Origin of the sequence: Collinsella sp. LCP21S3_A3 (genome assembly GCF_052118905.1) — a bacterium.
Taxonomy (GTDB): domain Bacteria; phylum Actinomycetota; class Coriobacteriia; order Coriobacteriales; family Coriobacteriaceae; genus Collinsella.
Window position 1 is genome coordinate 1 of record NZ_JBQKGH010000022.1, and the last position, 19,092, is coordinate 19,092.

General features: G+C 58.5%; 15 protein-coding genes. 9 read left to right on the forward strand and 6 right to left on the reverse strand.

What is annotated here, in order from left to right; genetic code table 11:
- Positions 1–349: 349 nt before the first annotated feature.
- Genes ACTQ0H_RS08315 through ACTQ0H_RS08325 form a run of 3 tightly spaced genes read right to left on the reverse strand, consistent with a single transcriptional unit; the run spans position 350 to position 4,692 of the window.
- Positions 350–2,527, reverse strand: coding sequence for a MurT ligase domain-containing protein (locus tag ACTQ0H_RS08315; RefSeq protein ID WP_441064144.1), 2,178 nt, complete (start codon positions 2,525–2,527; stop codon positions 350–352).
- A gap of 45 nt (positions 2,528–2,572) precedes the next feature.
- Positions 2,573–3,616 (reverse strand): hypothetical protein, encoded by a 1,044-nt coding sequence (locus ACTQ0H_RS08320; protein WP_441016443.1) that lies wholly within the window; start codon positions 3,614–3,616, stop codon positions 2,573–2,575.
- Entirely contained in the window at positions 3,616–4,692 is a 1,077-nt protein-coding gene (locus ACTQ0H_RS08325) for a hypothetical protein (RefSeq protein ID WP_154517956.1), read from the reverse strand. The genes ACTQ0H_RS08320 and ACTQ0H_RS08325 overlap by 1 nt, the downstream gene beginning before the upstream one ends.
- A 500-nt stretch (positions 4,693–5,192) precedes the next feature.
- On the opposite strand from ACTQ0H_RS08325, the gene ACTQ0H_RS08330 reads away from it, so the two are divergent.
- The 5 genes from ACTQ0H_RS08330 (at position 5,193) to ACTQ0H_RS08350 (ending at position 10,617) form a co-directional block, all read left to right on the forward strand.
- Positions 5,193–6,407: an iron-containing alcohol dehydrogenase gene (locus ACTQ0H_RS08330; protein ID WP_117794788.1), complete on the forward strand. Its 1,215-nt coding sequence runs from the start codon at positions 5,193–5,195 to the stop codon at positions 6,405–6,407.
- A 151-nt stretch (positions 6,408–6,558) separates the two neighbouring features.
- Entirely contained in the window at positions 6,559–7,626 is a 1,068-nt protein-coding gene (locus tag ACTQ0H_RS08335) for a glycerol dehydrogenase (RefSeq protein ID WP_441548041.1), read from the forward strand.
- Positions 7,627–7,777: 151 nt separating this feature from the next.
- Positions 7,778–9,031: a 4Fe-4S binding protein gene (locus ACTQ0H_RS08340; RefSeq protein ID WP_154517950.1), complete on the forward strand. Its 1,254-nt coding sequence runs from the start codon at positions 7,778–7,780 to the stop codon at positions 9,029–9,031.
- 114 nt (positions 9,032–9,145) lie between these two features.
- A complete protein-coding gene (gene ychF / locus ACTQ0H_RS08345; protein ID WP_089572784.1) occupies positions 9,146–10,222 on the forward strand; it encodes a redox-regulated ATPase YchF in 1,077 nt (358 codons plus the stop codon).
- Between the two features lie 11 nt (positions 10,223–10,233).
- Entirely contained in the window at positions 10,234–10,617 is a 384-nt protein-coding gene (locus ACTQ0H_RS08350) for a DUF1648 domain-containing protein (RefSeq protein ID WP_427719441.1), read from the forward strand.
- A 9-nt stretch (positions 10,618–10,626) separates the two neighbouring features.
- Here ACTQ0H_RS08350 and ACTQ0H_RS08355 read toward each other — a convergent pair whose 3' ends face one another.
- Complete coding sequence (locus ACTQ0H_RS08355; RefSeq protein ID WP_441064151.1) at positions 10,627–11,016, reverse strand: hypothetical protein; 390 nt, start codon at positions 11,014–11,016, stop codon at positions 10,627–10,629.
- A gap of 76 nt (positions 11,017–11,092) precedes the next feature.
- On the opposite strand from ACTQ0H_RS08355, the gene ACTQ0H_RS08360 reads away from it, so the two are divergent.
- Complete coding sequence (locus ACTQ0H_RS08360; protein ID WP_427719445.1) at positions 11,093–11,311, forward strand: helix-turn-helix domain-containing protein; 219 nt, start codon at positions 11,093–11,095, stop codon at positions 11,309–11,311.
- Positions 11,312–11,628: 317 nt separating this feature from the next.
- Here ACTQ0H_RS08360 and ACTQ0H_RS08365 read toward each other — a convergent pair whose 3' ends face one another.
- Positions 11,629–12,642, reverse strand: a complete 1,014-nt coding sequence (locus tag ACTQ0H_RS08365) for an asparaginase (protein ID WP_441548042.1) — start codon at positions 12,640–12,642, stop codon at positions 11,629–11,631.
- 268 nt (positions 12,643–12,910) lie between these two features.
- On the opposite strand from ACTQ0H_RS08365, the gene guaA reads away from it, so the two are divergent.
- The gene (guaA, locus tag ACTQ0H_RS08370) at positions 12,911–14,509 is read left to right on the forward strand and encodes a glutamine-hydrolyzing GMP synthase (RefSeq protein ID WP_441049101.1); all 1,599 of its coding nucleotides are present in this window, start codon (positions 12,911–12,913) and stop codon (positions 14,507–14,509) included.
- A 129-nt stretch (positions 14,510–14,638) separates the two neighbouring features.
- Here the strand turns inward: guaA and ACTQ0H_RS08375 are convergent, their stop codons facing one another.
- Positions 14,639–15,853, reverse strand: a complete 1,215-nt coding sequence (locus ACTQ0H_RS08375; RefSeq protein WP_441538910.1) for an InlB B-repeat-containing protein — start codon at positions 15,851–15,853, stop codon at positions 14,639–14,641.
- Between the two features lie 337 nt (positions 15,854–16,190).
- Here ACTQ0H_RS08375 and ACTQ0H_RS08380 point away from each other — a divergent pair, with 337 nt between their 5' ends.
- Positions 16,191–17,528: an LPXTG cell wall anchor domain-containing protein gene (locus tag ACTQ0H_RS08380; protein ID WP_441538908.1), complete on the forward strand. Its 1,338-nt coding sequence runs from the start codon at positions 16,191–16,193 to the stop codon at positions 17,526–17,528.
- Positions 17,529–17,631: 103 nt separating this feature from the next.
- Complete coding sequence (locus ACTQ0H_RS08385) at positions 17,632–18,705, forward strand: SDR family NAD(P)-dependent oxidoreductase (protein ID WP_441538907.1); 1,074 nt, start codon at positions 17,632–17,634, stop codon at positions 18,703–18,705.
- Positions 18,706–19,092 lie beyond the last annotated feature (387 nt).

Genomic DNA, 19,092 nt, shown 5'->3' on the forward strand with positions numbered 1-19,092 from the left:
TCAACTGGGAAAATGCCGCCCCCGGGTCCCGGATAGGACCTCGGGGGCGTTCGGTTAACTGCGGGAGCGAGCCATCAGCTCAATGTGTTCGGTTGAGATCGGAAATCAACCCACCACACAGGAGCTGGCCCTCTCCCCCCGATCTTCAAAAATCTCAATCTATAACATCTGGGCGGGTAAATCGGCCTTATCTGTTACAGATTGAGACAAAATGCAGGCGTCGGGACGAACGTCTCAATCTGTAACAGTAAGACGACCTTTGGTGGTCTAGATGTTACAGATTGAGACAAACCGCTGGGACGGGTCAAAACCACCACAAAGATGCCTGTCCCTTTGTGGTGGCGGGGCGTTAGGGGAGGAGCTTCATCGCGGCGTCGTGGGCGGCGTGCTCGTAGGTGTCGTCGAGGGGCTTGAGCGGCAGCAGGGCGGCGGCCTGTGCATCGCCACGGCGCTCGAGGGCATGGGCGATGAGCCAGTCGGCGAGCTCGGGGTTCTTGGGCAGTGCCGGTCCGTGTAGGTACGTGCCGATGACGCCCTTGTAGATGAGGCCCTCAAAGCCATCGTCGCCGTTGTTGCCGGTGCCCGTGACGACAGATGTTCCGAGCGGCGTGGCCTCTGCATCGAGCAGGGTGCGGCCGCCGTGGTTCTCGAACCCCACAAAGGGCTCGGGTGCCAGGTCGGTCTTGACGGCGACGTTGCCTATCAGGCGGTCGGAGCCGCGCACGGTCTCGGCGGCGATGACACCTAGACCCTCGATGCGATTCTCGCCCATATAGTACGAACGACCGAGCAGCTGATAGCTGCCGCAGATAGCGAGCAACGAGCCGCCGTCCTCAACATATGTCGCAACCTTGTCCTTTTGAGCGAGCAGCTCGTGTGCCACAGCCAACTGATCGCGGTCGGCACCGCCGCCCATCATGACGATGTCGGCGTCGGTAAGATCGAGCGTCTCGCCCATGCGGACCTCGTCCACGCGCGCGGGAATGCCGCGCCAGGCGCAGCGGCGCTCGAGGGCGATGACGTTGCCGCCGTCGCCATAGAGGTTGAGGGCATCGGGATACAGATAGACGATGCGCAGCGGGCGCGGAAGCTCGACCGGCGCAATATCGGTGGGGACGGCGCTGCCATCGGTGCGTGTTACGGCGCAGGAGGCAACCGAGCTCGCATCGGCGTCTTTAAGTCCGTCGAGCTCTTTGACCAACGGCGGGAATGCCGTGTAATTGGCGACGGCGTAGAAGGTGTCATCGGCTGCCTCATCTGCCACGGCGCCGATCGCCTGCTCGATATTCGAGATGATGGCGGCGTCGATGCCGGCGTACTTCAGGCGCACCTGCATGTCGTGCGCGCGCGTACCCCCGGCAAAGGCGACAAGCCCTGGGGTATCGGCGATGCGCTCGAAGTCGACGTCGTAGATCCACGAGACATCGTGGCCGTCGGCGTCGTTGTCATTCAGGAAGAAGGCGCAGAGTCTGCCGCCTGCCGTTTTAATGGACTGGATCTGGCGATCGAAGCCCACGGGATTTTTGGCCAGGTTTGCCTCGACGGTACGGCCGGCAATCTCCCAGCGGCCCATGCGTCCGCCGGCGGGGACGTAGGCATCGAGCGTGGGCTGCAGATGCGCTGCGTCCACGCCCAACTCGCGCGCCGCAAAGAAGGCGGCGGCAACGTTGTAGACCATGTACAGGCCGTTGTAGCGCGTGGCGATGTGCGTTGCGGGCGCTTTTGCCTCGGGTCCAAAGGTCAGGTCAAAGCCGTAGCCGTCGCAGCCGAGCTCAACGCCTGTCACGCGACGGACCAGCGCGGGGCGACTCCAACCGCACGAAGGACAATGATAGGCGCCGAGCTGGCCGTACTGCACATAGTCGTACTCCAGCGGCGCGTTGCATTGCGAGCAAAAACGCGAGTCGCTAATGCGATCGGACTCGGTGCCCGTGGCGCCGTCGATGCCAAAGGCGATGCTCGTATTGGGGACGCGTGCGGCGATCGAGGCGCAGAGCGGGTCGTCGGCGTTATAGATGAGCGTCGTTGCCGGCGAAAGCTCCAACGCGTGGGCTATGACGTCCTGGGTGTGGTCGATCTCGCCGTAGCGGTCCAGCTGGTCGCGGAACAGGTTGAGCAGCACAAAGTACGTTGGCTTGAGCTTGGGCAAGACGCGCACCGTGTAGAGCTCGTCGCACTCAAAGACGCCCACGCGCCTGCCGCTGCCGGCACGCTTAAGATCGCTGCGGCCCTCGAGCAGGGCACCCACCACGCCCGGCTCCATGTTGTTGCCGGCGCGGTTGCATACCACGGTGGCGCCGCTGGCGGCAACGGCGTCGGCGATGAGGTTGGAGGTGGTGGTCTTACCGTTGGTGCCGGTGACCACCACGCTGCGGTCGACAAGGCTCGCGAGGTCGCTTAGCAGCTCGGGGTCGATCTTCATGGCGATACGGCCGGGGAGTACGCCGCCCTGGCGCTTAAGGATGGAGCGCAGCCCCCAGCGGGCGATATCGCTCGAAGTGCAGGCGAGAGATGAGCGGAAGTTCATGAAGCCGTTCCTAACGTGAATGACATGGTCGTGGCGATCGTGCCGTTAAAAGCCATAACGGCGCGCAAATTCCTGGGCAAGCTGCGATACGTCTTCGCAAGCGTTGGCCCAGGGGGCAAAGTCGGGAGTATCCGAGATGATACCGTCGGCCTCCCAAACTGCCTGGTGCGAAAGGTCCCAGGGGTCGTGCGGCTCGGGCCGGCAGGGAAGGTACGGCGTCTGATACATGGGGTTCAGCAAAAAGAACGCGCCGCCCTCGCAGCGGTTGGCAAACTCACGCAGGGCGCGTGTCGCCGGGCGCATCTTGTTTGTTTTGAACAGCAGGATCGTGCGGGCGAGTAGGTACCAGGGGGAGTTCTCGAGGGCATCGGCCCCCATCTGCTCCTCGAGCTGGTGGGCCAGGGCAAAAAAGCCGTCCTCGTCTTCCAGACGAGCGAGGGCGAGTAGCACGGTGCCGGCAGCTCGGGTGGGATAGCCTTCCGCCTTAAGAACACGGCGAGAGTAGTTGACGGCAGCACGGTAGCGAGCGCTCGCCATGCACAGCTGCGAGATGGCCTCGAGCGTGTGGAGCCACCCGATAAGCGCCGGCTCGCTCACGGTGAGATCGGCCGCCGTCACACCGTCTGCCAGCACCTTGTTGGTCCAGTAGTGCGGGGCCTCCATATCGAATCCGGGCACGCTTTGCCGTAAGTAATCGGCTGTGGTCGCCTCGAGCTTCATCAGGTCGCCCAGGCAGGCGTCGACGGGCGTGTCCGCCAAAATGATGGCAAGCAGCTGGGCATCGAAGACATACGCATCGACGCGGACGATCTTGAGCAGCTCATCGCGCATATCGTCGAACAGGCGGTTGCGAGTCTGCTCAAACTCCTCATCGCTGCCCATATCCTCGATACGATGGAGCTCGTCGAGCAGGTGGCGGTGAACACCGGCATAGGAAAGCAGTGCCTGGGCATGCTCGGTCTGCGCATACTTATGAGGGTTGACGCTTACGTCGTTATGGACAAGATCGCGTGCTGCATCGGTGAGTTCGGGGTGCGACGCAACGTAGGCGCGCTCCAGGTAGGCGGGGATGTAGACGCTCGGATCCATTAGAGGTCTCCTCCCTTAAACGGCAAGCCCTGCTCGGCCGCCCGCAGGATGCGCTCGTCAATCTGGGAACGCACGATATCGTTGGTGGCGACCCAGGCGGCAAAGCTGGCGTTGTCGGGGGCGCCCAAGCCCTCCTGCAGTACCGGCGTCGCTTCGGACAGCGCAAGGACAAGCTCGTCGGTGGAGCCCACGCCCACGTTGACGCGGGCATAGACGCCATCGGGAAACTCGGTTTGAAAGTAAAGCGCCTCGGCTGCGTGCGGGCACGAGCGCGCAAGGATGCGCAAGTAGTGTTCGGCGCCCTCGTAGTCCAGCTCGCGCCAGGCAGCGCTCATCAGCGCGATGAGCGTCCACGGGTCTAAGTCGCGCTCCGCGTCCTTGGGACGACGGCGCAGCGGCGTGTTGGCAAGATAGGGGACGGAGTGGGCAGAGCGAAAGCGTTTGAGCTCCTCGGCGGGGTATTCGAGTTTTGCCATGGCGAGCATCGCAGTGTGGCGGACACCGGCCGGATCGTTGGGGGCAAAGTCCAGGCTGCGGTTTGCGGTTTCGAGCGACAGGCGGTAACGGCCGCTAATGAGGGCGCGCGACGCAAGGGCGGCAAGCCAGCGCAGGTAGGGGCGGCGTGTAAGGTCGCCTGCGGCCTCGCGCTCGTAGGGGTCCTGCGCCGAGGCGATCTTGAGTGCCAGGTCGTGCTCGACTTCATCGCGCTTGGATACCAAGTACTGTACGTACTCCTCGTTGGAGTTAGCGGTGAGGGCGGTCAACATGCGCTGAGCGTCCCAGTTGGTCGGGTCGAGTGCGGCTGCCTCGCGAAGCATGTTTTCGGCAGCGGTCTCTTCTTGCTCTGCCTGGGTATCGTCAGGGATAAAGGGAATGCGGTAGTCGACAGCCTCGACTACCTTGGCAATCAGATGTCCGGCGCGGTCGCGGTCGTGCACGATGAGCGGCGCGGGGTTGCGGGTGAATTGTTCCATCAGACGCTCTACGGCAGGGCCGTCGGTGAGCGGGATATTGTCGCGGCGCAAGGCCTCAAGAACGAGGCGATGGCAATCTTCTTGAATGGGATCGAATGCCATGGGGCCTCCTTTGCTGCGGTTAGGGTTCAAATGTCTCTATATAAGGTTCTAGTTTACCCGCATGAGGCACATTGGGAGTGCCGCACTTGGACATGCACCTTTGCACCACGAAGACGGATGTCGCACAAATGTCGGCACCTTGGACGACCGAGTGGTATCACGGTGCCGCAAACGGTCGATTTTTGGCGGCGAACGGTGTGTCTTTTGGAGGGGCACAGTCCTGCCCTGGATATGTGGTCAACCTTGATAAAACGTTTGCCCAGCTTGGGAGCATGAATGCCGCATAAGGGTCTTCAGGGATAGAAAAAACGTTTCATCATTGTCGACTTTCGGTAAATAACTGACCAACCAGAACGGTAAAATACTATTTGTCTGAGCGTTGAGACGTTTAGACATCGCGCATTGTCATCGCCGGCAACGCGCAAAACGGTCCTAACGGAGCCAATCGGGTGCTCCGTTATATACGCAAGTCTAAGAGGGGCTTGTTTAGGAGGCACAGTATGGGACGTTTTACCAATCCTCGCGATCTGTACTTTGGTGAGGGCGCTCGCCACGAGGTGAAGAACCTCAAGGGCAGCAAGGCCATCATCGTGACCGGCGGCGGCTCCATGCGCCGCGGCGGTTTTTTGCAGGACGTCGAGGCCGACCTCAAGGAGGCCGGTTTCGAGGTCAAGCTGTTCGAGGGCGTCGAGTCCGATCCGTCCGTCGAGACGGTCATGAAGGGCGCCGAGGCCATGACCGAGTTCCAGCCCGACTGGATTATCGCCATTGGCGGTGGCTCGCCCATCGATGCCGCTAAGGCTATGTGGCTGTTCTACGAGTATCCCGAGGAGACCTTCGAGGAGGCAGTCGTCCCGTTCTCCTTCCCGGAGCTCCGTCAGAAGGCTCACTTCTGCGCCATCTCCTCTACCTCCGGCACCGCTACCGAGGTCACCGCGTTCTCCGTCATCACCGACTACGCCAAGGGCATCAAGTACCCGCTGGCCGACTTCAACATCACCCCTGATGTCGCCATCGTCGACCCCGAGCTCACCTACACCATGCCCGCCAAGCTGTGCGCTCACACCGGTATGGACGCTCTGACTCACGCCATCGAGGCCTACGTCTCCACCGCTGGTTCCATGTACACCGACGCCAACGCCCTGCATGCTATCCGCGAGATCGTCGAGTGGCTGCCCAAGTCCTATCAGGGCGATCATGAGGCCCGTCAGCACATGCACGACGCCCAGTGCATCGCCGGCATCGCCTTCTCCTCGGGTCTGCTGGGCATTGTCCACTCCATGGCTCACAAGACCGGTGCCGCCTTTGAGGGCGACCACATCATCCACGGTTGCGCCAACGCCATGTACCTGGGCAAGGTCATCCAGTTCAACGCCAAGGACGCTCGCGCCAAGAGCCGCTACGCCTTCATCGCCAAGGAGATCCTGCACCTCGCCGGCGAGACCGAGGACGAGCTGGTCGAGGCTCTGGTCCAGGAGATTCGCGACCTCAACGACAAGCTCGACATCCCGCAGGGCATCAAGAACTACGGTGCCAAGGGCGTGAAGGCCGACGAGTCCATCATCGATTACGATGAGTTCGAGGCTAAGAAGCACGACGTTGCCGCCAACGCCATCCTCGACGCCTGCACGGGCTCCAACCCGCGCCAGCCGTCTCAGGAGGAGATGGAGCAGCTGCTCGAGTGCGTCTACACCGACACCCCGGTCACGTTCTAATCGGCACACATTGTTCTGATAAGGGTCTCGCGCTCTGTGCGCGGGACCCTTTTTCTATGGTGCAATCTAACCTGTCCTCAATGCGCCAAGTTGCCACAAGGGGACAGGTGGCTTTGCACCAATCGTTGTTTGATGAAGGGCGGATTCTCGTATGGCGCTTCCTATGGTTTATGGCGGTCCCGGCCGGTATGTTCAGGGGCCGGGCGAACTTTCGCGTCAGGGCAGATACCTGTCGTGGTTGGGATGCTCCGCCTATGTCCTGTTTGACCAAGGCACCGAGGATCGGCTGTGCAGGCAGATCGTCGATGGATTTCTGGACGAAGATCTAAGCGAGCCGTTCTTTAAGATTTATGACGGTCCGTGTACGGAAGAGGCCGTTGTCGAAATGGCCAAGGAAGCCCAGGCTGAGTATTGCGACATGGTGGTGGGTATTGGCGGCGGCAAGATGCTCGATATCGCCAAGGCCGTTGCGTTTTATGCCGAGTTGCCGTTGTGCGTATGCCCCACGGCGGCTTCGATGGACGGCCCGTGCAGCGCGATTTCGGTGCTGTATCACGAGGATGGATCGTTCGACCGCTACCTGATGCTCGAAAAGAATCCAGATTTGGTTGTGGTCGATACCTGCGTGGTCGCGGCAGCCCCGCTGCGTATGACGGTCGCTGGCATGGGCGACGCACTGGCAACGTATTTCGAGGCGCGTTCGTGCGCCGCGGCGCACGGCGCCAACGAGCACGGTGGCGCGCCGGGACACTTGGCCTTGGTTGCGGCTCGTGCCTGCTATGACACGCTTATGGAGTTTGGTGTCGCTGCCAAGCGCGATCTTAAAAAGGGTCGTATATCGCCGGCGGTTGAGCGTCTGATCGAGTGCAATATTCTGCTCTCGGGTGTTGGCTTTGAGAGCGGTGGCCTAGCGCTTGCCCATGCCATCGCCAACGGCCTGACGATTCTGCCCGAGTGCAAGGCCATGCATGGTGAGGCCGTGGCATTTGGCCTGGTGGTGCAGCTTCGTTTGGAGCGCGCGCCCGAGCTTGATCAGGTGCTCGAGTTTTGCCAGCGCGTGGGTCTGCCGACGACACTCGAGGAGCTGGGCCTTGGTGAGATTTCCGATGATGACCTGCTGAGCGTTGCGGACGCAACTTTTAAGAACGAGCGCAATATGGCTAACGAACAGGCCAAGGTGACCAAACAAAAGCTCGTGCAGCTCATGTGCGAGGCATAGCTTGGCGCTTGATTGACCTTGTTCAATCGAGGCGGCGATAGGCCATAGGCTATTTGTCTCAATGATGCGCCGCATGTAATTTGCCCGAGGCGTGGGCCGATGGCGTATCATTATCTCTTGCTTGTTTGCACTGCTCAGGGAGGGGCCGCGCATGGCGCAGGAACACGATCTGTTTGATGACATTATCGAGATCAGCAAGGGTTTCGACTTTCTTAAAAACCCGCTTGGCGGTGTGACCGATGCGCTCGATCCGTCGGCGCCGCAGTGGAATCCCGCCGACTACAAGGAGCGTCCGCGCGGCAACACCATTCCGTGCCTGACCTGCAAAAACGAAAAGAGTGGCTGCTCCGCGTGCATGGATGTGTGCCCGGTCAACGCTATCGAGGTCGAGGAAGACTCCATCGAGATTCTCGACTCCTGCCGCAAGTGCGGCCTGTGCGCCGCTGCCTGTCCGACCGAGGCAATCATCTCGCCGCGCCTGGCGCCCAAAAACCTGTATGACGACATTGTCTCGGCGGCAACGAGCCACGAGACCGCCTACGTCACCTGCACGCGCGCCCTCAAGCGCATGCCGCGCGAGAACGAGGTCGTCGTTGCCTGCGTGGGCGATATTACGGCCGAGACCTGGTTCTCGGTACTGGCGGACTATCCCAACGTGAGTGTGTACCTGCCCCTGGGCGTGTGCGATAAATGCCGCAACACCGGCGGCGAGGATATCCTGGGCGAAGCGATTGCGAAGGCTGAGGAGTGGTCTGGCACGGGTATGGGCCTGGAGGTCGACCCCAAGAGCCTCAAGTGCCATAAGCTTCGCGAGTACGAGCGCAAGGAGTACATGGAAAAGATTGCCCGCACGACGGGTCTGACGGTGACCAAGCTCAACCCGGCGACGGCGGCGCTGGCCTCGGTGACGCAGAAGTTGAAGGCCCATCGCCATCAGATTACCCAGCTGGAGCGCACGCTCAACACCATGTGCGGCACCACGACGGCAAAGCGTCGCCGTTCGCTCACGCATGGGCGGCAGCTGGTGCTTTCGACACTGCAGAACCATCCCGAGCTTGCCCAGAACATGCAGGTGAGTACGCCTGAGTGCGATTTTGACAAGTGCACATCGTGTGGCGAGTGCGTCAATGTATGCCCCACGTTCGCCTGCGATTTGGTGGGAAGCGGCCGCTTCGCGTTGGAGTCCACGTATTGCTTGGGCTGCGGTGCCTGTGTCAAGGTTTGTCCCGAACATGCGCTCAAGCTGGTCGAACACGATGCGTCCAACTTGGTCGTCGTCGACCCCGAAGCCGAGGAAAAGGCCGCTCAGAAGGCCAAAGCCCACGAAGAGGCCCAAAAGGTAAAAGCCGAGGCGAAGGCCAAGCTCGACAAGATGCTCGACCAGGTGGAGAAGCTCGCGGACTAGCCAGCTACCCCAATCTCTGCTTCATTTGCGCCGCCGCGGTGTCCGGATTCGCCCGGATGCTGTGGCGGCGCTATACTTATGCAGTTTGAAGTACCTGTACCAAAAGGAGCTGTCGTGTCCCTTTCCATCGGTATCGTGGGCCTGCCCAACGTGGGCAAGTCGACGCTGTTCACCGCGCTTACCAAAAAGACCGGCCTTGCCGCCAACTACCCGTTCGCCACGATCGACCCCAACGTGGGTATCGTTGACGTGCCCGATAGCCGCCTGCAAAAGCTCGCCGACATTGTCAACCCTGGCCGCATTGTGCCGGCTACGGTCGAGTTTGTCGACATCGCGGGCCTGGTGAAGGGTGCCAACGAGGGCGAGGGCCTGGGCAACCAGTTCTTGGCAAACATTCGCGAGACCGACGCCATCTGCGAGGTCGTGCGCTATTTTAAGGATCCCAACGTCATGCGTGAGGTGGGTCGCACGGGCGAGTTCGTCGATCCCGCCGGCGATGCCGACACCATCATGACCGAGCTTATCCTGGCCGACATGGGCACGCTCGAAAAGCAGCTGCCTAAGCTCGAGAAGGAGGCCAAGCGCGACAAGGAGCTCATGCCCAAGTTTGAGGTCGCCAAGCGCTTGCTCGCCTGGCTCAACGAGGGCAAGCGCGCCGCGTCCATGGAGATGACCGACGAGGAGCGCGCCGCTGCCAAGGGCCTGTTCCTACTCACCATGAAGCCCATCTTGTATGTGGCCAACGTGGACGAGGACATGCTCAACGAGGACCTGGCGCCCATCGATGGCGTCAAGCCACTGCCGATCTGCGCCAAGATCGAGGCCGAGCTTTCCGAGCTCGATCCCGAGGATGCGGCCGACTACCTGGAGAGCCTGGGCCTGGAGCAGCCCGGCCTGGACGTGCTCGCGCAGGCAGCCTACAAGCTGCTCGGTCTGCAGTCGTTCTTTACGGCTGGCGAGATGGAGGTCAAGGCCTGGACGGTGCGTCAGGGCGCGACCGCCCCGCAGGCCGCCGGTGTCATCCATACCGACTTTGAGCGCGGCTTTATTAAGGCCGAGGTCATTGGCTATGACGACTACATCGAGCTCGGTGGCGAGCAAGGCGCCAAGGCTGCTGGCAAGCTGCGCATCGAGGGCAAAGAGTATGTCATGGCCGATGGCGACGTCGTGCACTTCCGCTTTAACGTGTAAGGACGGCGAGCATGTTTAAATATGGAAAAAAAGCTGGCTACATGGGCATCGCGCTGCTGGTGCTTGCAGTGCTTCCGCTGGTGGTCGCAGCGTTTGTAATCCCCAACATTGGTCCCGAGGTGGCAACAAAGTTTAATGCCGCCGGTGAGGTGACGCGCTGGGGCAAGAGCTACGAGCTGCTGGCATTGCCGGTGCTCAACCTGCTGCTGAGCGTGGCGACGTACTTTACGGCGGGACGCCAGGCAAAGAACAATGAGGACTCCGCCGCCATGGCGCGCATCGTGTGCGAGCGCTACCTGCGAAACGGCTGCATCACGGGCGTATTCCTCAACGTAATTAACGTCTACTTTATGTATTCGGCGATTACCGGCACAGGCTTTGGCCTGGGCTTTTAGCTTGCGCGTTTAGGCAACGAGCCTGCAAGCATATTCGATGGCTGCTGCGAGGCCGCCGCTCGATCGTGGTTGAAAGACCACATCGGCGGCGGCCTCGTTTTCGTATCCGGCACCGCGAAGGCAGAGCGCGATACCGGCTTCCAAGAGAAGGGGCAGGCCACGCCGGCTGGTTGCTATTACGGCAGCCTGATTGAGTGAGCAGCCGTGCGCTTGGCATTGGATGGCAAGTTCACCTTGCGCCGGGCAAGGGACCAAAACGGCGGCGACGCGACTTGATAGCAATGCAAATGCTGTGCGCTCATCGGGCGAAAGGCATTCTGCTTCAACGACGACGAGCTTGGGCGGTGCGCTGTTTGTGCGAAGCGTGGCTCGGTACATGCGGACCGAAGAACCCGACATAGAAAACTCCTGTATATTGGGCAAAACGTAAACTATAGTTTACGTTTTTGTTTTGCTCCATTTCAAACTCGTCTGCATGAACGAACATGCGAAACAGATTCTTGGCGAGCGAGTCGAGCGGACGCGCAAGGCCCTTGGTATCTCCAAGGTCGATTTTTGCGTGGCGGTTGGAATCAGCCGACCTTATCTCGATCAAATCGAAAGCGGAACGGCAAACAGCACGCTCGAGATTTTATTTAAACTTGCGCCCGCGCTTGGCATGACGGTGTCAGAGCTTCTCGAGGGCATTGAGTAGGCGTTTTTGCTAGATTTGTCGTTTGCTGAACGGGTCCCCCCGACGGCGGCGTGCAAAAACCCGAGTATTCAGCATCCCTCAATAAATTGACAGCAACCGAAGGCGCAAATACGATGCTTGCTGTTTTGGATTATCCACAAAATTCATTATTATGAGGAATAATAGACGCGTGGGACGAGCCTATCGAACCGAAAAGCGATTTACAGCTAGCGGTTTTAACGTTTCCGGAAGGGGCGGGTGCTGAAAACTCCGCTTTTTGCACGTTCCGAGAGGTACCACGTGCCCTACAAGGCCCAAAGAGGCGGATTTTGTTTTAGCTACACCATCGGGATGCGGTCATGGTTGACTTGGCTGTAGAACAGGCGCTGAATCTCGGCCGCATCACGTGACTGGCCGAGCGCCCACATGGTCTTGGCCACGAGCGTTTCGGTGGTCATATCGTCGCCGCGCAAAATACCCGGATGGTCGGCGTAGGCACGGCCGACCTCATAAACACCCAGATCGAGGCCCTCTTCGGGGACCTGTGTGGTCATAACGACGGTGCGACCCGAATCGACCCAGCGGAAAATCGCCTCCTGGAATGACTCGCCGGACTCGCCAAACTCGGGAATACCGCCAATGCCAAAGGTCTCCAGAATTACGGCGTCGTAGCTATCGGTCAGGGCGTCCAATATGCCTGGATTCACGCCGGGCGTGAGCTTAAGGACAAACACGCGCGAGTCGATACGGTCGTAGAAACGAACCGGGCTCTCATTCTGGTGGGTGCCGTGGAGCCCGTTGCGCACGATGCGGTCGTTGCGGATGTAGGCAATGGGCGGATAGTTGACGCTAATGAACGCGTTAAAGCTCATGGTGCGCTGCTTGCGGGCGCGCGTGCCGGCGATGGCCACGCCGCCAAACACGATTGAGACGTCGTGCGAATGCTCGTCAAGCGCATAGAGCAGGCTCTGGTACAGATTGAGCTTGGCATCGGTAAAGGGGTTGCCCATGGGCTTTTGCGAGCCGGTGAGCACGATGGGCTTGGGGCTGTCCTGAATCAGGTAAGAAAGCGCCGCCGCGGTGTAGCTCATGGTGTCGGTGCCGTGCAGAATCACGAAGCCGTCGTGGTCGGTATAGCCCTCGACGATGACGTCGCGGATACGCATCCAGTCACTGGGACGCATATTGGTGCTGTCGATGTTCATGGGCTGCACCACGTCGAGCTCGCAGAGGCCCGAGATCTCGGGGACGCTCTGGGCGAGCTCCTCACCGGTCAGGGCGGGGGAGAGGCCGTTGCCGTCCTCGGTCGATGCGATGGTGCCGCCCGTGGCGATGAGAAGGATGCGCTTCATGTTGGTGTTCCTATCGTATTTGCCGCCCCAGAGGCGGAGTCGTTCGGCAGTATTGTGGCACAGGGCGTCCAATGTTCAAACGTATTACATCATCTGTAACGTTTGGTAACACTTCAATTGCCGTCAAATAGGGGCCCAGGTCGTGCGTTTGCCGTGCGCTGATGGCTGCGAGGGACGAGAAACCCCATATAACGTGTACACTATGAAAGTTATTCTCGTTTATTCGCGCGGGTGGGCATCGGCTCCCCGCCAACAAGAGGGGGAAACCATGGATCAAAGGGCTTCCGCAAAGGTCCTCGTACTCGACTTTGGTGCGCAGTACGGTCAGCTCATTGCCCGTCGCGTCCGCGACCTCAACGTGTATTCCGAGATTGTTCCCTGCGACATCTCGGCCGATGAGATTCGCGAGATGAACGCCTCTGCGCTCATCCTTTCCGGCGGCCCGGCCTCTGTGTACGCCGAGGACGCTCCGTCCATCGATCCTGCCATCTTTGACCTGGGCCTTCCCGTCCTGGGCTTCTGCTACGGCCATCAGATCACGGCCGTGACGCTCGGCGGCAAGGTCGGTCACTCCGAGGTGGGCGAGTACGGCCGCGCCACTATTACGCGCACTGCCGGCGCCAAGCTCTTTAACTCCACGCCCATGCAGCAAACCGTGTGGATGAGCCACCGCGACGCCGTGTCCGAGGTGCCCGAGGGCTTTACCGTTACCGCCAGCACCGACGTGTGCCCGGTTGCCGCCATGGAGTGCCCCGAGCGCAAGATTTTCACCACGCAGTTCCACCCCGAGGTCAAGCACTCCGAGTACGGTCAGCAGCTGCTGAGCAACTTCCTGTTTGAGATCTGCGGCCTGGAGCCCAACTGGAGCATGGACAACCTGGTCGAGACCATGACAGCCGAGTTCCGCGAGAAGGTCGGTAACGACCGCGTGATTTTGGCCCTGTCCGGTGGCGTCGACTCCTCCGTCGTGGCTGCGCTGGGCGCTCGCGCCGTGGGCAAGCAGATGACCTGTGTGTTCATCAACCACGGCCTGCTGCGCAAGGGCGAGCCCGAGCAGGTGGAGGAGGTCTTCACCAAGCAGTTCGATGTCGACTTTATCCACGTTCACGCCGAGGACCGTTATGCCGAGCTTCTGGCCGGCGTGACCGAGCCCGAGGAGAAGCGCCGCATCATCGGTACTCAGTTCTGGAAAGAGTTCTTCGCCGTGGCGCAGCAGCTCGAGACCGATGGCAAGCCGGTCAAGTACCTGGCTCAGGGCACCATCTACCCCGACATCATCGAGTCCGGCGCTCGCAAGACGGGCGGCAAGACGGCCACCATCAAGAGCCATCACAACCTGATCCCGTTCCCCGAGGGCGTACACTTCGACCTCATTGAGCCGCTTGATCACTTCTTTAAGGACGAGGTCCGCGCGCTTGGTCTGGCACTGGGCCTGCCGGGTCATATCGTGTTCCGTCAGCCTTTCCCGGGCCCGGGTCTGGCCATCCGCATTATCGGTGCGGTCGACAAGGAGAAGCTCGAGATCCTCAAAAACGCCGACGCTATCGTGCGCGAGGAGCTCGACGCCTACAACCAGCGCCTGTTTGAGCAGACCGGCGAGCGCAACTCCGAGCACAGCTGCTGGCAGTATTTCGCGGTCCTGCCCGACATCAAGTCCGTTGGCGTTATGGGCGACGAGCGCACCTATCAGCGCCCGATCATCCTGCGTGCCGTCGAATCCAGTGATGCCATGACCGCCGACTGGGCCAAGCTGCCCTACGATGTGCTGGCCCGCATTTCCGGCCGCATCGTTGCCGAGGTTCCCGGCGCCAACCGCGTGTGCTATGACATCACGTCCAAGCCGCCCGCGACCATTGAGTGGGAGTAGGAGAAAACTGGGAATAGAATTCCCAATTTTAGTAGGAACAGCGTAATTAGGTACGCGAATGGGAAGGGGAGTCCCGCGGGACTCCCCTCTGTTTAGATCGAGAATTAGAACGGTAACGTCACGTATGCTTTATACGTGCTTGCATTTGCGATACGCGGCTAACGCGATGCCGACTGCTATCAGGGCTGCTGCACTGAAGCAAAGGGATGCCAGGAGTGCCATCTGGTTGTCACCGGTCCGGGGGATTGTTGAGTTGGTGGGAGCGGAGTCGGCATTCTTCTCCCACTGGGCGTACAGGGTAGTGTCCTGGTCTGCGTTCTTCTTGGGGTCGAAGGCCTGCTTGCCTTCCTTGTCGTAGGTCCAGCCCTTGAAGGTGTAGCCTTCAGCGGTGGGATCATCGATAAGGGTGATGGGCTTGCCCTTCTCGGTCTGCTTGGTCACACTGTCGCCGTGGCCGTTCATGTCGAAGGTGACATCGACCATTTCGATGATGGGAGTGGAGGGAGCTTCCCAGACAGCCGTGAAGGTGATGTTTTCTTTAGCGGTGTATTCGCCGATAAAGGGATCGGTGCCTTCGGAGCCCTTAGGAATCCAGCCTACGAACTTGTAGTCGCCGTCAGTGCCGAGGTCAGGGAGTTCGACGACTTGGCCCTTGTTCACGGTCACGGCTTCAGGTGCGGTCCCGAATTCGGATTCGAAGGAAACGGTGACCTTTTCCTTTTCGGTCCATTTGGCGTAGACGGTCATGCTTGTAGCGGCGGTGCCGTTGAACGAGGTGGTGAGGCTCTCATCGGTGAACCAGCCGCCGAAGTCATAGTCGGTATCGGTGGGCTCGGGCAGGGTGACGGACGTCCCCTTCTTGACCTTAATGGGGTCAATCTGGGCTCCGTGGCTGTTCATATTGAAGGTCACGGTGACGGTTTCGTAAAGCTCTGCTTTAGTGAATCGGGTAGTGGGTTTCGAGCCTTCAATGGAAGATGCTGCTTGATTGGTAGGAAGAATATCTTCACCAAAATAGGCGGTTAATACTGATCCATCTTCCGTTGTCAACTCAAGGACAGATGGGTGAATTGTATCTCCGCCGTTATTCGTGAAATGGGCCTCCAGGTGATCGTTCGAGCTATCTATTTTTATTTCAAGCGAAAGGTTCTTTTCATTTGCTTTAACGACGCCATATCCCGGCGCTTTGACTTCATTCCAAGTGGCAATGGGTCCCTCGCCTTCAGCCCAAGCGTAATTCTGGGCGCCGGAGAAGGTGAAAGCGCAAACGCCGACTATGGCTGCGAGCGTGAGGACGAAAACCGTCCGGCGCCTGGCCAAGGTCTCTTTAACCTGTATCTTCATCGTATCCTCCAATTCAAGCGTGCGTTCCCTATTGCAACATTGCATTTCATGTTAACAGAGAATTCTTTTCGGGCATGTCCCTTGCTCGGCTCGGGCTTGCTCTGGACGGGGATGCTTCGTGGTCTTGATGGGGTGGGTGCCTAATTCGAAGGAGGCAGAATCTGGTTTGGTGGCGCAGAAAAGTAACAAATATGATTTATTAGAGGGGTAATTACATTCAACCGACGCATAGCCAACAAAGATTCGGTTATTCTTTACCAAATCGAAAAAACGCAGCAACACACTGTACGTCGTGTTGCGTTTTACGTTGGTTCAATTCGATGCGATTGGAGCAGACATGAGCTTCATGGATTCCAAATTCTCCAAATGGGGAGAGGTCGAAACTGCAGTTTTCTCCCAATCGCTTGCGAAAAGATTTGCGAGGGTGATGCTGGCGGCAGTTCTGGCAGCATCTTTTCTGCCCGTCGCAGCTTTCGCTGATGGGGGCGGGGCGGTAAGCGATCCCGTTGGCAATGCATTCAAAGGCCCTGATAAGATTCAGTACGGCGTTGCTGCACAATATACCAATATAACATCAAGGTCTGAATATAAATGGGATTATATTCGTGACAATGACGGTGGAGATGTCGCAATCTCGTATCTTGATAATCTTTATCCTAATCACAAGACCGTTTCTGTAATGGGAACTCAAGTCGGCCACGTGACCTTGGTGGTTTCGGGAGGTGATGTGGATGAGGAACGATTCGAAATCGAGATTACAAAGCGTAACGTAACTCTTAAGTCCACAAACGTCTCAAAAACCTATGACGGCGAACCTCTTGCCTGTCCCGTATCAGTTGATCCTGGTTTTGCTACGTTTGACGATGTTTATTGCATATCGACTAGTTCTCGGACCAATGTTGGCATAACGAATAATAATACGTTTGAGATAATATTTATTAAGGGTAGTCCCGACTCTTACAATATTACCAAGTTTGAAACAGGTATAGTGGAGATCACACCACGTGTGGTCACCCTGACCTCCGCGAGTGGTTCCAAGGAGTACGACGGCAAGCCCCTGACCAATCACAAGGTCACCGTTGGGGAGGCTGCCCGGGATACTGGTTGGGTCGATGGCCAAGGTGCCACCTATTCTTTCACCGGCTCGCAGGAGATCGTCGGCTCCTCCGAGAATGCATTCGAATGCATCCCCAACGAGGGAACCAATCTGGACAACTATCAGATCAACAAGACGTACGGAACCCTGACCGTTACCGACCGTAGCGAGAAGTACCAGATCACCCTCACTCCCAATTCCAAGTCCGTGGCCTACGACGGCACCGAGAAGTCCGCATCCGGTTTCGAGACCCTGGAGTTCCAGGTCAATGGTCAGACCTTCTACGTTTCCGGCGTTGAGGCTTCTGCAACGGGCACCGATGCAGGCGAGTACCCTGTCAAGGTTTCCGGCCAAGCTGTCGTCATCGATTCCGACGGCAACGATGTGACCGACCAGTTCACCGTGAACATCGACGATGCCAAGCTGACCATCGTCGGGGTCGACTCCGATAAGTCTGCATCCAATCTCCCTCACACCGGCGATAGCGCCGCCCTCTATGCAATGGGCATCTGCGGCGTTGCGATCGCTGCCGGTGCTGGGGCGCTCTTCACGTTCAGAAAACGCAACAACTATAAATAAGCACGGATACCATTGGTGCAGCTCCATTGAAATGAAGCGCTAAGATAATCAGCAAAGGGGCCTTCCCGTCTGGGAAGGCCCCAACTTTGTGCGCGAGCATGGCATGTCAGAGAGCAAGCGTTTTGTTGAGGGGGTAAATTGTTTGCTAGCAGCCTCTGACCATGCTAAATCTGCCTACTATTCAAACAGAAAAACGAGCAGCTCAACATATTTTCCTGCAGAAAAGAATACGGCAGTGCACGCAACGCGGCCGGCCCCTTCCCTTCCTGCCGAAATCCACACGCCTGCCATCCGCTTTTTCTATGCAAATATTCACAAACACGCAAAAAAGGAATACAAATACCTTATCGATTATTTGAACGAGAAAGGGAACACAATGGGCAGACTCGAAGGCAAAGTTGCTATCGTAACGGGTTCCACCAGCGGTATTGGCATCGGTATCGCAAAGGTATACGCAGCCGAGGGCGCAACGGTTGTTATTAGTGGTCGTCGTGCCGAAAAAGGCCAAGTTGTAGTTGATCAAATTGTTGAAGCAGGCGGCAAGGCAAGCTTCCACTATTTCGACATTACCGAACCAGCAAGCATCGAAGCGCTTATTGCAGACACTGTAGAGCAATACGGCAAGCTCGATATTTTGGTAAACAATGCAGCAAACGTTGCCCTCAAGGACGGTCGTGTTGACGAGCTCACCCTTGAAATGTGGGACGCTATTTTGGAAAGCGACCTGCGCGGCACCTTCTATGCAACGAAGTGCGCTATCCCCTACATGAAAGAAATTGGTGGCGGCGCAATCGTAAACATTGGCTCTATGGCATCATGTGCAGGCGACTTAGGTTCTACCGCTTATGCATGCGCCAAGGCGGGCGTAGACATCTTCACGCAATACGTTGCCTTGCAATACGGCAAAGACAACATCCGCTGCAATTGCATCCGTCCAGGCCTGATTGTTACGCCAGAAAACGAGGCGAAGGTTCCTCAGATGCTCAAAGATATCTTCTTGGGTAGCATCATGGTTAACCGCTACGGTTGCCCAGAAGACATTGCTCATGCAGCCGTATATTTTGGCTCCGATGAAAGTACCTACACCACAGGACAGATCATCAACGTTGACGGCGGCATGAATTCGCACGCTCCAACCGTTGCTCAGTTCCGCCAGATGAATTCCCGCACGTGGTAATTCGTACAGGCGCATAGACCAGTACGAAAGCGCGAACGCGAGAATGCGGAAAGCGTGAACGTATGAACGCATGAACGTGCTAGAGTGTGAAAGCGCGAAGGCGCGCAGGACTGATGCGCGAAAGCACACCACGCACGCAAAAGATTTCTTGCAGATAGAATCTACATGGCCACCCTTTGCGGGTGGCCATGTTTTTTGTGCAGGCAATCTGTTGGCTAAGGCTTATAGGACAAAATGTGTGTCCACGTTGGGGGCATCGGCGCAGGTCGATGCCCCGGTGACGCATAATTTCTTTCGCAAATTGACAACCGCATAGCGGAACACGGCCCATACCCCGTCATATGATTTCTAGCGACTAAACAACAAATCACCGACGAAGGGGGCACG